This is a genomic window from Ectopseudomonas guguanensis (assembly GCF_900104265.1).
Taxonomy (GTDB): domain Bacteria; phylum Pseudomonadota; class Gammaproteobacteria; order Pseudomonadales; family Pseudomonadaceae; genus Aquipseudomonas; species Aquipseudomonas guguanensis.
This window is the reverse complement of sequence record NZ_FNJJ01000011.1, coordinates 149703-163971: the sequence shown is the minus strand read 5'-3', so window position 1 is coordinate 163971 and position 14269 is coordinate 149703. Positions and strand designations below refer to the sequence as shown.

At 63.9% G+C, this 14269-nt stretch carries 8 protein-coding genes; 1 reads left to right on the top strand and 7 read right to left on the bottom strand.

Annotated elements, in window-relative coordinates; translation table 11 throughout:
- Positions 1 to 15: 15 nt before the first annotated feature.
- The 7 genes from BLS61_RS16775 to metR form a co-directional block, all read right to left on the bottom strand.
- The gene (locus tag BLS61_RS16775) at positions 16 to 1536 is read right to left on the bottom strand and encodes a glycosyltransferase (protein WP_090432754.1); all 1521 of its coding nucleotides are present in this window, start codon (positions 1534 to 1536) and stop codon (positions 16 to 18) included.
- A gap of 60 nt (positions 1537 to 1596) precedes the next feature.
- Positions 1597 to 3021, bottom strand: a complete 1425-nt coding sequence (locus BLS61_RS16770; RefSeq protein WP_090432752.1) for a mannose-1-phosphate guanylyltransferase/mannose-6-phosphate isomerase — start codon at positions 3019 to 3021, stop codon at positions 1597 to 1599.
- 115 nt (positions 3022 to 3136) lie between these two features.
- Entirely contained in the window at positions 3137 to 4447 is a 1311-nt protein-coding gene (algD, locus tag BLS61_RS16765; RefSeq protein ID WP_090432750.1) for a GDP-mannose 6-dehydrogenase, read from the bottom strand.
- An 841-nt stretch (positions 4448 to 5288) separates the two neighbouring features.
- Positions 5289 to 8444, bottom strand: a complete 3156-nt coding sequence (locus BLS61_RS16760; protein ID WP_090432748.1) for an efflux RND transporter permease subunit — start codon at positions 8442 to 8444, stop codon at positions 5289 to 5291.
- Position 8445: 1 nt separating this feature from the next.
- The gene (locus tag BLS61_RS16755; RefSeq protein WP_090432746.1) at positions 8446 to 9534 is read right to left on the bottom strand and encodes an efflux RND transporter periplasmic adaptor subunit; all 1089 of its coding nucleotides are present in this window, start codon (positions 9532 to 9534) and stop codon (positions 8446 to 8448) included.
- Positions 9535 to 9543: 9 nt separating this feature from the next.
- On the bottom strand, positions 9544 to 10200 hold the full coding sequence (locus BLS61_RS16750; RefSeq protein WP_090432744.1) for a TetR/AcrR family transcriptional regulator: 657 nt from the start codon (positions 10198 to 10200) through the stop codon (positions 9544 to 9546).
- A gap of 609 nt (positions 10201 to 10809) precedes the next feature.
- A complete protein-coding gene (gene metR / locus BLS61_RS16745) occupies positions 10810 to 11727 on the bottom strand; it encodes a transcriptional regulator MetR (protein ID WP_090432742.1) in 918 nt (305 codons plus the stop codon).
- A gap of 168 nt (positions 11728 to 11895) precedes the next feature.
- Here metR and metE point away from each other — a divergent pair, with 168 nt between their 5' ends.
- Positions 11896 to 14199 (top strand): 5-methyltetrahydropteroyltriglutamate--homocysteine S-methyltransferase, encoded by a 2304-nt coding sequence (gene metE, locus BLS61_RS16740; protein ID WP_090432740.1) that lies wholly within the window; start codon positions 11896 to 11898, stop codon positions 14197 to 14199.
- Positions 14200 to 14269: the final 70 nt, after the last annotated feature.

Genomic DNA, 14269 nt, shown 5'->3' with positions numbered 1-14269 from the left:
CATTCGCGCCTTTACTTAAGGTTGCGTGAGTTCTAGCAGGACCGAAATGACCCCGAAGAAGATGGCGATGGAGGACAACAGCATCGTCTTCGACGTCCATCGGTTAAGGGCCGCATCGAAGCTGACGCTGCCATTGCTGAGCGTGGTCTTTTGCCGGGTCCAGCTCTGCTGATCCATGTGGAACATGGTGTAAACCTTCATCACCGAGCCGACGATCTGGTTGTAATACAGAACGAAGGGGTACATCGGATGCACCGGGTGCTTGGCGAAGAAGAACAACAGCGTTACCAGCGTGCGCGACAACAGCACCCAGAACAGGTACAGCAGCAGGTACTGGATGCCGAACAGCAGGCCGGCCACCACCGAGGCGCTCAGGCCCATCAGGCAGGTCCACATGGACACGCGCTGGTCGTACAGCACGTACATGGTGAACAGGCCCAGGCGCCCGAAGCCCAGCAGCCGGGTGGCGCGGAAGTTCTGCCGCAGCGAGTTGCCATACCAGCGGTACATCAGTTGCCGGGTCGCGCGCAGGAAGCTGTTGTCTGGTGGATGCTCCACCGTCAGGGTGTGGCTGTCGGGCACGTAGAAGGTGTCCCAGCCGGCGCGCATCAGGCTGAACCAGGACGACTTGTCGTCACCGGTGAGGAACTGGAAGCGCCCCAGCCGCCAGTGATCGAGGAAGTCGGCTTCCACATCCTTGATGAATTCCGGGTTGGTCATCACGCTGGCGCGGAAGAACGACAGGCGCCCGGTCATGGTCAGCACGCGTTTGCTCAGTGCCATCGAGCACATGTTGATGTGCCGCTGGACGAAGCGCATGGTGTGCCACTCCTGCATCAGCTTGCTGCCTTCCACCTCGCAGAACTCGTTGGTGGTGATGCCGCCGACGCTGGGCAGGTAGGCGAACATGCTGACGGCGCGTTCGACGCAGCCGGGCAGCATCATGGTGTCGCCATCGACCACGCCCACCACGGCATTTTCCAGCGGCATCTGCCGCGACAATGCGCGGAAGGCATGCGCCAGGCCGTCGCGTTTGCCGGTGCCGCGGGCGCGCACGATGATCAGCTTGATGTCGTCGCGATCACGGACCTCCTGACGCATGATGTCCTTGATGAAGTTCTCGTCGCCTTTCTCCACGATCGAGGCGATGACGGTGCAGGGCACCGGCATGCGCTGCACTTCCTGGAACACCGACTGGTACACCTTGAAGGTGGTGTGGGTCGGGATGCGGAAGCTGGTGACCACCATGAACATGTGCTCGGGCAGCGCCGCAGCCCCCATGCGCTCGACCGCCTTGCGCATCTGCGGGAAACGCCAGTGCAGGAAGTACATGCCGCGCAGGTAGTGCATGGCGGCGTTGCCGTAACGCCACATGCCCAGCGCGCCGATCAGGAAAATGAATTTCTGATGCGACGGGTCGAGGTAGCTCGGGTCGACCGCTTCCGAGGCAAGGGCGATCAAGGCGATCAGGCACAGCCAACCGCACAGCTTGCCGAAACCGGGTGAGGTTTCGACCCACGTGAATAACCTAGGCATGTGACATGCTTCCTCCAGTGAAGCCGTGTACGAACGTCAGGGGGGTGGCGCTGCAGGCCGTCAGCTGACCGTGGCGTCGGTGCGACCGTAGACATCCTCGAAGCGCTCGATGTCGTCCTCGCCCAGGTAGCTGCCGGACTGGACCTCGATGATCTCCAGCGGGATCTTGCCGGGGTTGGCCAGGCGGTGGACGGCGGCGATGGGGATGTAGGTCGACTGGTTCTCCCAGAGCAGGAAAGACTTGTCGTCACAGGTCACCCGGGCCGTGCCGGAGACCACGATCCAGTGCTCGGCGCGGTGGTGGTGCTTCTGCAGCGACAGGCTGGCGCCCGGCTTGACCACGATGCGCTTGACCTGGAAGCGGCTGCCACTGTCGATGGAGTCGTAGCTGCCCCATGGCCGGTAGACCTGGCAGTGGTTGTGCGCCTCGACGCGGCCCTCGCGGTTGAGGGTGTTGACCACGTGCTTGACGTCCTGCACGCGGTCCTTGTGGGCGACCATCACGGCGTCCTTGGTCTCGACCACCACCACGTCCTTCAGCCCGACCAGGGTCACCAGCTTATTCTCGCTGTGGGCCAGGCAGTCCTGGCTGTCATGGATCATCACGTCGCCGGAGCGGCAATTGCCCTGGTCGTCCTTGTCCTGAACGTCCCACAGCGCGGACCAGGAGCCGACGTCGTTCCAGCCGGCGGCGAGCGGTACCACGCAGGCGCGATCGGTCTTTTCCATCACCGCGTAGTCGATGGAGTTGTCCGGGCAGCAGGCGAAGGCGCTGGGGTCGATACGGATGAATTGCAGGTCGCCCTTGCTGCGGCTCAGCGCCAGCTGGCAGGTGTCGTAGATGTCCGGGTCGTGCCGTTGCAGCTCTTCCAGGTAGCGGCTGCAGCGGAACAGGAACATGCCGCTGTTCCAGACATAGCCGCCTTGCGCCACGAACTCGCTGGCGGTGGCCAGGTCGGGTTTCTCGACGAACTGCTGCACTGCCAGAACGCCGCCAGGCAGCCCGGCGCGGGCGCCGGTCCTGATATAGCCGTAGCCGGTTTCCGGGCGCTCGGCAGGCACGCCGAACAGCACCATCTCGCCCTGCTCGGCGGCCTTGCGTGCCACGCCCAGCGCGCTGTGGAACACCTGCATGTCTTCGATCACGTGATCGGCCGGCAGGACCAGCAGCAGCTCGTCGCGCCCGCTGGCGAGCAGGTGCATGGCGGCGATGGCCACGGCCGGTGCGGTGTTGCGACCGAACGGCTCCAGCAGGATGGTCTGCGCCTCGCCGCCGATGGCGGCGAGTTGCTCGTTGACGATGAAACGATGTTCCTCGTTGCACACCACGATGGGTTTTTCGATGCCCTCGATGGCCAGGCGGCCGAGCGTCTGCTGGAACAGGGTCTGGTTGCCGGTGAGGGCGAGGAACTGCTTGGGATACTGCTTGCGCGAGAGCGGCCAGAGCCTGGAACCGCTGCCGCCGGACAAAATCAGAGGAATCATGCTGTCTCTCCTTGTAAACATCGATTCGGATCGTATGGGCAGTGAACTGGCGACACGCCATAACCAACCGAGCGGCACTCGACCGGTGCCGCCTCTGTTTTTTGTTAGTTGTTTGCTACCAGCAGATACCTTCCCGATTGGCCTGGGTGGGATGCGCCATGAACCCCACCAGGTCGACGATCTGCTTGTCTTCGCCAACGCTTTCCATGACTTCGGCGAAGCGCCGTTCGCCGTTGCCGATGATCAGGACATCGGATTGCGCGACCACCTCGTCGAGCTCCTTGCACAGCAGCGAGGAAACGTGAGGGATCTTCGACTCGATGTATTCCTTGTTGGCACCGAAAACACGGGCGTACTCGACGTTGCTGTCGAAAATGCGCAGTTCGTAGCCCTTGCCGATCAGCATTTCGGCCAGCTCCACCAACGGGCTCTCACGCAGGTCGTCGGTGCCGGCCTTGAAGCTCAGACCCAGCAGGCCGATGCGGCGCTTGTCGTAGTTGGTGACGATGTCGAAGGCTTTCTTCACCTGGGCGGCGTTGCTGCGCATCAGCGAGCTGATCAGCGGCGCTTCCACATCCAGGCTGCCGGCACGGTAGGAGAGGGCACGCACGTCCTTGGGCAGGCAGGAACCGCCGAAGGCGAAGCCGGGCTTCATGTAGTACTTGGAGAGGTTGAGCTTGTGGTCCTGGCAGACCACGTCCATCACCTCGCGGCCATCGACACCGGCTGCCTTGGCGATGTTGCCGATCTCGTTGGCGAAGGTGACCTTGGCCGCGTGCCAGACGTTGCAGGTGTACTTGATCATCTCCGCCACTTCGATGGACTTGCGGATGATCGGCGCGTCCAGTTCGCTGTACAGCTCCTGCAACAGGTCGCCGGACTGTTGATCCAGTTCCCCGATCACGGTCATGGCCGGGAAGTCGTAGTCCTTGATCGCGGTGCTTTCGCGCAAGAATTCGGGGTTGGTGGCCACGCCGAAATCGACGCCGGCCTTCTTGCCCGATGCCGCTTCGATCAGCGGAATCACCACGTTCTTCACGGTGCCGGGCAGCACGGTGCTGCGCACCACCACGGTGTGGCGCTCCTGCTTGTCGCGCAGGGCGGCACCGATCTGCTTGCACACCGATTCCATGTAGCCGAGATCGAGGTCGCCATTGCGCTTGCTCGGCGTGCCGACGGCAATGAAGGACAGCTCGCTGGCCAGAACGGCTGCCGCCACATCGGTGGTGCCGCGCAGCCGGCCGGATTTGACGCCGGCTTCGAGCAGTTCGGCGAGGCCGGGTTCGACGATGGGGGATTTGCCCTGGTTGATCAGGTCGATCTTGGTTTGCGACACGTCGACGCCGATGACCTCATGGCCACGAGCCGACAAGCAACCGGCGCACACGGCGCCCACATAACCCAATCCAAAGATGGTGATTCGCATAGGTCCCTCTCTCATATAGTTGAGTCGGTCGGTTTGGACTGACCAACATCCGTGTTCATTAAGTACGCTCTAAAGATTGCGTAATCGTTACTGCAATCGAATCGGCTGCACTCAATTGGCGCGGATACTAAGTTGGCTGTTTTTGTATTTCAAGCAAAACGTGAACCAAAAGTTCGTGCTTCTTGATGAATTTCTTTTGCTAATTTTTTTATCAATAAAAACAATAACTTAAGTTTCGATATTTTTTAGGCGCCAAAAAATAGTTGTCGCTTTTCGCGCTATTTTTATGGCGTCAGAAAAATATTGCGCATTCTGCTTACTTCTATGGCACCCAGGCGGCGCCTTGCTCGGAAGTTGTGCATGAATTCCGTGCAGGAGTTTCAAGGTATTCGAGAAAGATGCTGCTAATTTGCCATTATCGTAACTATTACATTGCCATTAGTTGATGCTGTTAATTCGCTAGCATTTGACCCACGATGTGACTTGCCAGATTTGCGAGAAGTTCAAGGTCTTTTCAAAACTGTGATTCACGTCAATGTAATGCGCGCTTGGCACAATGCCATTGCCTGGATTAATCTCCAGTCACCGGGCTAACGAAGTGGCCAACAGGCAGGACGCCGACCCCATACACTTCGTTAGCTCGGTATCCCATTCCCTTCGGGCGCAGGCATGCGCTCGGAAGCGACAAAGCCCTCCAGGAGAGGGCTTTGTCGTTTCTGCAGGTCGCATTGCGCGCCTGGTTCGTTGAAGGCACCACCTGCACCGCCCTGGACCGTCACGGCTGAGCGGCCAGACGCTGGCGCCAGGGTTCATATCCGCTGGCGCGGGTGTGGCCTGTGCATCAGTCGGTGCGCTGCAGCTGCGCTTTATCCGGCCGAGGGGCAATGAGGTGCTCCGGCAGGTCGAGCAGGTCGGTATCGTAGGTTTCCAGCGGCGGCGGACGACGCTCGAAGCGGGCGCCGAGCACCAGCAGGCAGGGCGTCAGCAGCAGGGTCAGCACGGTAGCGAAGGCCAGCCCGCCGGCGATGGCGCTGGACAGCTGGGTCCACCACTGCGTCGAGGGCGCGCCGAAGCCGAGGCTCGGCGTGACCAGGTCGACGTTGATGCTGAGTACCATCGGCATCAGGCCGAGGATGGTGGTCACCGCGGTGAGCAGCACCGGGCGCAAGCGCAGGCTGCCGGTTTCCAGGGCCGCCTCGCGCGGCTCCAGGCCCTGGCGGCGCAGCTGGTTGTAGGTGTCGATCAGGATGATGTTGTTGTTCACCACGATACCGGCCAGGGCGATCAGGCCCATGCCGACCATGACGATGCCGAACGACTGGCCGTTGACCAGCAGGCCCATCAAGACTCCGGCGGTGGACAGGACGATGGCCGACAGCACCAGCGCCGCCTGGTAGAGGCTGTTGAACTGGGTCACCAGGATGATCGCCATGAGGAAGATGGCGACGACGAAGGCGGTCATCAGGAAGGTGGCCGCTTCACGCTGGTCGGCATCTTCGCCGGCGAACTTCACCTTGACCTCGGCCGGCACCTCACCGAGCGCTTCGCGCAGTGCCTTGAGGCGTTCGTCCAGGCGCGCACCTTCGGCCAGGTCGGCCTGCAGGGTGATGGTGCGGTCGCCGTCGACGCGGCGCAGGGTGCCGACCTTGGGCGCCGGCTGCAGGTCGACGAAGTTGCTCAGCGGCACCTGGCCGGCCGGCGTATTGAGGGTCAGGCGGCCGAGCTGATCGAGCGAGCGCCAGTTGCCGGGCAGGCGCACGCGGATGTCCACCTCATCGGTGGCATCCTCGGGGCGGTAGGTGGCCAGCTTCAGGCCGTTGGTGATCATCTGCACCGCGTTGCCGACGCTGAGCACGTCGGCGCCGAAGCGCGCGGCGGCCTCGCGGTCGACCTTGATGCGCCATTCGATACCGGGCAGGGCGCGGTCGTCCTCGATGTCGACGAAGCCGCCGAGGTTCTGCATCTCGCCGCGAATGCGCTCGACCCACTGCTCGCCCAGTGCTGGATCCAGCGCGCTGATCTGCAGCTTCACCGGCTTGCCGTCGGTGGGGCCCTGTTCCTGCTTGCGGAACTCCAGCACCACGCCGGGAATGCCGGCGGTGCGCTGGCTCATGTCGGCGAGGATGTCCTTGGCCGGGCGACGCTGGTGCCAGTCGACGAACTGGAACTGCAATGTGCCGATCACGTCGGCGCCGAGTTGGCCTTGCTGGCCTTCCGGCTGGGCCAGGGAGCGCGCATACAGCGCCTTGACCCCGCGCATGCCGAGCACCTGCTTTTCCACCTGCTGGAGCAGGGCGTCCTTCTCCTGCACCGACAGGTCGCCACGGGCGCGCAGCCAGATCTGTGCGCTTTCCGGCTCGACGTCGGGGAAGAACTCCACGCCATGGTTGAAGCGCCCGTAGCCGACATAGATCAGCGCGATCAGCCCGAGCATGCCGAGCAGGGTCAGGCCGGGGCGCTTGAGCAGTGTTGCCAGCAGGTTGCGGTAGGCGTTGCCGGCGCGGTTGGCGCTGGGTGCCTGCGGGCGTGCGCGGCCACCGGTGACGGCGCCGAGTACCGGCAGGAATACCAGCGCCATGGCCAGCGAGGCCAGCAGGCAGAGAATCACGGTGGCCGGCAGGTACTTCATGAACTGACCGACCACGCCGGGCCAGAACAGCAGCGGCAGGAACACCACCAATGTGGTGGCGGTGGAGGCGATCACCGGCCAGGCCATCCGCGTGGCCGCGTTGGCCCAGGCCTGGCGCGGGCTCTGGCCCTGCTGCAGGTAGCGGTCGGCCAGCTCGGAGACGACGATGGCGCCGTCCACCAGCATGCCGGCCACCAGGATCAGGCTGAACAGTACGACGATATTGAGGGTGAAGCCGAGCATCCAGATCAGCAGGATGCCGCTCAGGAAGGCGCCGGGAATGGTCAGGCCGACCAGCAGCGCCGAGCGCATGCCCATGCTCGCCACCACCAGGATCAGCACCAGGACGATGGCGGTCAGCACGTTGTTGAGGAGGTCGCCGAGCATGTTCTGCACCTCCTGCGACTGGTCCATGATGTAGCTGACTTCAACGCCCGGCGGTAGCAGGGGCCTGGCCTGCTCCATCAGCGCCTTGACCTGATCGATGGTCTCGATGATGTTGGCGCCGCTGCGTTTGGACACCTCCAGCACGATGGCCGGCTGGCCGTTGATGCGGGCGAAGCCGGTGGGGTCCTTGAAGGTACGGCGGATGGTGGCGACATCGGCGAAGGTGACCACGCTGTTGCCGACCACCTTGATCGGCATGCGCATCACGTCTTCGAGGTCTTCGATGACGCCTGGCACCTTCATGCTCATGCGCCCGGCGCCGGTATCCAGGCTGCCGGCAGCGACCAGGCGGTTGTTGCGGCTGACCAGGTTGAACAGCTCGTTGTAGTCGATGCCGTAGCTGTCCAGTACCTGCGGGTCGACGACGATTTCCAGCAGGTCTTCGCGGTCGCCGCCGATTTCCACCGAGAGCACCTCGGCGATGCCTTCGATGTTCTCCTTCAGGCGCCTGGCGATGTACACCAGCTCGGTCTCGGCAATCGGCCCGGACAGGCCCACCGACAGCACCGGGAACAGCGCCACGTTGACCTCGTTGACGGTCGGCTCCTCGGCTTCTTCCGGCAGCTTGCTGCGGGCGGTGTCGACCTTTTCGCGCACGTCGGCCAGCGCCACCTTGGCGTCGAAGCCGGCATCGAACTCCAGGGTCACCGAAGCGTGGCCCTCGCTGGAGACCGAGCGCATTTCCTTGACGCCCTCGAGGCTTCGCAGCTCCTGCTCCAGCGGCCGCACCAGCAAGCGTTCGCCATCTTCGGGGCTGATGCCTTCGAGGGTCACCGAAACATAGATGATGGGAATGACCACGTCCGGGTTGGATTCCTTGGGCATGGCGATGTAGGCCACCAGCCCGCCGCAGAGCAGGAACAGCAGGACCAGGATGGTGGTACGGCTACGGTCGAGTGCGGCAGCGATCAGTGCGTGCATCTCAGCTGCCCTCGGTCGCGAGTTGTGTCGTCACCTGCTGGCCGGGCTGGACGAAGCCCTGGCCGAGGGTGATCAGCGCCACCTTTGGCGGCAGGCCGCTGACCCAGGCGCCCTGGTTGTCGACGCTGATCAGCTGTACCTGCGTGAACTCAACGCGCTGCGCATCGTTGACCCACTTGACGCCGTGGCGGCCATTCTCGTCCAGGCTGAGCAGGGCGGGAGACAGGCGATGGGCCATGGCCTCGCCGGTCTGGATATGCAGGGTGGCGCTGGCGCCGGCCAGACGCAGGCCATCCGGGTTGTCCACCTTGACCTCGATGCGGAAGCTGCGCGAGCCGGGGTCGGCTGCGGCAGCGATAAAGTGCAATTCACCGTTCAGCTTACGGCCGTCGAGCAGTTCCACCTTCACCGGCTGGCCCAGCTCGAGCTGGGTCACCTGCTGCTGGGCGATCTGCGCACTGACCTTGAGGCGGTCGATGTCCACCAGGGTCAGCAGGCTCTGGCCGGGCTGAACGAAGTCGCCCAGCTCGACCGCGCGCTGGTCGTAGATACCGGCGAACGGTGCTTTTATCCTGGTGTTGCGCAGTTGCAGGCGGGCGCTGTCGAGCTCGGCGCGGGCCTTGGCCAGCTCGCTTTCCAGGCGCATCAGCTCGTTGGCGGAAATCAGATTGCGCTCACGCAGGCGTTTGGCCGCGGTGACGTCGCTTTGCCGTTGCCGCACATCGGCCTCGCTGCGTGCGACCTGGGCCGGGCGGTCGTCCGGCGAAAGGCTGAGCAGCAACTGGTCGGCGGCGACGCGGTTGCCCTTGTCCTGATCCAGGTTCTGCACGCTGCCGCTGACCTGGGCGCGCAGTTCTACGCGGCGCCAGGCCTCGATCTGCCCCTGCACCACGTGCTGGCGCTGCATGGGCTGCGCTTCCAGCCAGGTCACCTCGACCCGCGCTAACTCTGCGCTCGTGGCCGGTCTGTCGGGTTCGGCTTGGGTGTCGTCGCGGGCGACGAAGCGGTCGCCGCTGAGCAGCCAGAGCAGCAACAGGGTGGCGATGACGACGGCGATGATCCAGGGGCGTTTGCTGAGTTGCGCGAACATGGCGATGGCTTACTCGTTGGTGGCGGGCGCTGCCAGCAGCGCGGCGGCCTGGCCGTGCAGGCCGGCGATGATGAAGTCGGTGACGCGGTCGAAGTAGGCGTCCAGCTCGATGTATTCGGCCCAGGGCGCGAAACCGCCGGAGGCGATGCGCGTCATGACGCCGTTGACGCAGGCCTCCACGCCCCAGATCAGATGCTGGCAGTGGTCCGGGGAGAGCTGCAGGTCGCGGAAGCTGCTCTGCAGCAGGTCGCCGAACAGGCTTATGTACTGACCTTCGAGTTCGATGAACTGCTCGCGGTAGGGTGGCTCCAGGCGCTCCTGAAAGGCCGGGCGGTCACACAGCAGGCAAAGCTGCGCCTGCAGCGGGTCGGCCTGCAGCAGTTCGAAGGCGCGGCGAATGACGCGGCGCATGGCTTGATCCGCAGGCGCGCAGCGGGCGATTTGCTGCAGTTCGGCCAGGTGCTGGCGCGAGCAATCCAGCACCAGGCGCGCGTAGAGCGCTTCCTTGCTGGAGAAGTGCTTGTACACGGTGCCCTTGCCAATGCCGGCATGACGCGCCACCTCGGCGATGGTTACGCGGTCCCAGGAATCATCCTGAAACAGCTGGCGGGCGGCATCGAGCAGGGCGCTTTCGCGTTGCTGGAAGAGTTGATCCTGGTAGCGCATGAGCATTCCACGGAGAGTTGTGACCGGAGGTCATATTATGACTGTCGGTCACGATGCGGCAAGCGGGTAGTTGTAACAAGGCAATTGCTGTGGATGAGCGTCCGCCATGGCGTTGACGATGCGGTCGTGGGGTGCGGTGGTGAATAGTTGGTGCGCACGGCGCACCCTACGCGCGCCAGGCTGACGCCTTCGAGGTTGGCGAAGGTCCTTATGTAGGGTGCGCCCTGCGCACCAGGGGCGCGGCGGTGAATGGTTGGTGCGCATGGCGCACCCTGCGTGCGCCACGCTGACGCCTTCGAGGCTGGCGAAGGTCTTATGTAGGGTGCGCCGTGCGCACCGGAAGCACGGCGGTGAATGATTGATGTGCACAGCGCACGCGCGGCCGTCAGCGCACCACGCTGACGCCTTCGAGGCTGGCGAAGGTCCTTATGTAGGGTGCGCCGTGCGCACCAAGGGCACGGCGGTGAATGATTGGTGCGCACAGCGCACGCAGCCGTCAGCGCGCCAAGCTGACGCCTTCGAGGCTGGAAGGTGTCCTTATGTAGGGTGTGCCGTGCGCACCGGAAGCACGGCGGTGAATGATTGATGTGCACAGCGCATGCGCGGCCGTCAGCGCGCCACGCTGACGCCTTCCAGGCTGGCGAAGGAGGTGTCCTTGGCGGTGAGCAGGAAGTCACGCATGAAGGGGGCGTCGAGCATGTCGCTGCGGATCGCGGCATACAGGGTGCAATACAAGCCTTTTTCGCCCAGGCGCTTGGCGCTGACGTAACCCCGCGAACTGTATTCGTGCAGCGCCCAGTTGGGCAGGCCGCAGACGCCGCGGCCGCTGGCCACCAGCTGCATCATCATCACCGTCAGCTCGGAGGTGCGTACCTGCGCCGGCTCGACGTCGGCCGGTTCGAGGAAGCGGGTGAAGATATCCAGGCGGTCGCGCTCCACCGGATAGGTGATCAGGGTTTCCCTGGCCAGATCCTCGGGCTGGATATAGGCCTTGGAGGCCAGGCGATGCTGGTTGGCGACCGCCAGCTGGGCTTCGTAGGTGAACAGCGGCACGTAGGTGATACCCGCCAGGTCGACCGGGTCTGACGTCACCACCAGGTCCAGGTCGCCGCGGGCCAGCGCCGGCAACGGGGCGAAGGAGAAGCCCGAGGCCAGATCCAGCTCCACCTCCGGCCAGGCATCGCGGAACTGGTCGATGGTCGGCATCAGCCACTGGAAGCAGCTGTGGCATTCGATCGCCATGTGCAGGCGACCCGCAGTGCCGCCGGCCAGGCGCGCCAGGTCACGTTCGGCGCTGCGCAGCAGGGGCAGGGTGGCGTCGGCCAGTTGCAGCAGGCGCAGGCCGGCGCTGGTGAAGCGCACCGGCTTGGTCTTGCGTACGAACAGCTGCAGGCCCAGGCGTTCTTCCAGTTCCTTGAACTGGTGCGACAGCGCCGACTGGGTCAGATGCAGGCGCTCGGCGGCCTCCACCAGGCTGTCGGTTTCGCGCAGGGCGTGCAGGGTTTTCAGGTGGCGTAGCTCGAGCATGGCGGGTCTCTGCGAAGGTTTCAGTCATCCAGATCCGGTGCTGGATGAAAATGCTTCATACAGCCTACATGAGTAAATCTTTAGATCAAGGCGAAAATCTTGAGTTTGTCTCACTCATGGCCGATGCCGAGAATGGCGCCATCTCGATTCATAGTGGAGCGTAAAGTCATGGCCCTGTCCCATTCCCTCGGTTTCCCGCGCATCGGTCGCGACCGCGAACTGAAAAAAGCGCTCGAAGCGCATTGGCGAGGTGAGCTGGATGAAGCCGGGCTGCGTGCGGTCGGCCAGCGTTTGCGCGCCGAGCACTGGCAGTTGCAGAAGGACGCCGGCATCGACCTGCTGCCGGTGGGCGACTTTGCCTGGTACGACCAGGTGCTGGGCCATTCGCTGGCCTGCGGCGTGATTCCCGAGCGCTTTCGCCCGACCGGCGGCAAGCCGACGCTGGAGACGCTGTTCGCCATGGCCCGTGGGGCCGTTGCAAACAAGAGCAGCGGCAACTGCTGCAGCGGCGCGCATGCGCAGGAGCTGACCAAGTGGTTCGACACCAACTATCACTACCTGGTACCGGAATTTGGCGTTGACCAGCAGTTCGCCCTCTGCTGGGAGCAGTTGTTCGAGGAGGTGGAGGAGGCGCACGCCCTTGGTCACCAGGTCAAACCGGTGCTGCTCGGCCCGCTGACCTATTTGTGGCTGGGCAAGGCCAAAGGCGCCGATTTCGACAGGCTGGAGCTGCTCGAGCGCCTGCTGCCGGTGTATGGCGAAATTCTCCAGCGCCTGGCTGGGCAAGGTGTGGAGTGGGTGCAGATCGACGAGCCGATCCTGGTACTGGACCTGCCGCAGGATTGGAAGAACGCCTTCGAGCGCGCCTACAACCTGATCCAGCGCGAACCCTGCAGGAAGCTGATCGCCACCTATTTCGGTGGCCTGGAAGACAACCTCGGTCTGGCCGTCAATCTACCGGTGGATGGCCTGCATATCGATCTGGTGCGGGCGCCGGAGCAGTATCCGACCATTCTCGATCGGCTGCCTGCTTATAAGGTGTTGTCGCTGGGTGTGGTCAACGGGCGCAACGTCTGGCGCTGCGATCTGGACAAGGCCCTCGAAGTATTGCGTCATGCTCACGAACGCCTGGGGGAGCGCTTGTGGGTGGCGCCGTCCTGCTCGCTGCTGCACAGCCCGGTGGACCTGGCCCGTGAAGATCTGCTCGATGCCGAACTGAAGAGCTGGCTCGCCTTCGCCGTGCAGAAGTGCCAGGAGGTCGCCGTGCTCGGTCGGGCACTGGAGGCGCCGGGCGACGCCGCTGTGCAGGCGGCGCTGGAAGCCAGCCGTGCGGTACAGGCCGCACGTGCTGCATCGACGCGCATTCACAAACCTGAGGTGCAGGCGCGTCTGGCAGCGATCCTTCCGCGTCATGCCCAGCGCCAGTCGCCCTTCGCCGAGCGCATCGGCAAACAGCGCGAGCGCCTGCAGTTGCCGCTGCTGCCGACTACCAGCATCGGCTCTTTCCCACAGACTTCGGCCATTCGCCTGGCACGCCAGGCGTTCAAGCAGGGCAAGCTCAGCGCGGCCGAGTACACCGAGGCCATGCACGGCGAAATTCGCCATGCGGTGCAGGTGCAGGAGTGCCTCGGCCTGGATGTGCTGGTGCACGGCGAGGCCGAGCGCAACGACATGGTCGAGTACTTCGCCGAGCAGCTCGACGGCTATGCCTTCACCCGCTTCGGCTGGGTGCAGAGCTATGGTTCGCGCTGCGTCAAACCGGCGGTGATAGTCGGCGACCTGAGTCGCCCGCAGGCCATGAGCGTGGAGTGGATCAAATACGCCCAGAGCCTGACCGACAAGGTGGTGAAGGGCATGCTGACCGGCCCGGTGACCATGCTGATGTGGTCCTTCCCGCGCGAGGACGTTGCCCGCGAAGTACAGGCCAGGCAACTGGCGATGGCGATTCGCGACGAGGTGATGGATCTGGAGGCGGCCGGCATCAGGATCATCCAGATCGACGAGGCGGCGTTTCGCGAAGGGCTGCCGCTGCGTCGGGCCGCCTGGCAGCATTACCTGGACTGGGCCACCGAGGCCTTCCGCCTGACCGCCAGCGGCGTGCGTGACGAAACCCAGATCCACACTCATATGTGCTACAGCGAGTTCAACGATGTGATCGAGGCCATCGCGGCGATGGATGCCGACGTGATCACCATCGAAACCTCGCGTTCGGACATGCAGTTGCTGGAGGCCTTCGAGCGCTTCGATTATCCCAACGAGATCGGCCCGGGCGTCTACGACATCCACTCGCCACGGGTGCCGGACAGCGCCGAGATGGCCAACCTGCTGCGCAAGGCGGCGCGGCGTATCCCGCTTCAGCGGCTGTGGGTCAACCCTGATTGCGGCCTGAAAACCCGCGCCTGGCCGGAGACCGAGGCAGCGCTGGTGAACATGGTCGCAGCGGCCCGGCAGTTGCGTGCCGAGCTGGCCTGATGCTCCGGACTGTCGCGGCTGAAACCCCCGAGGGGCTTCATGGCGCGACGCTCTGCACGGGGCTTCTCGT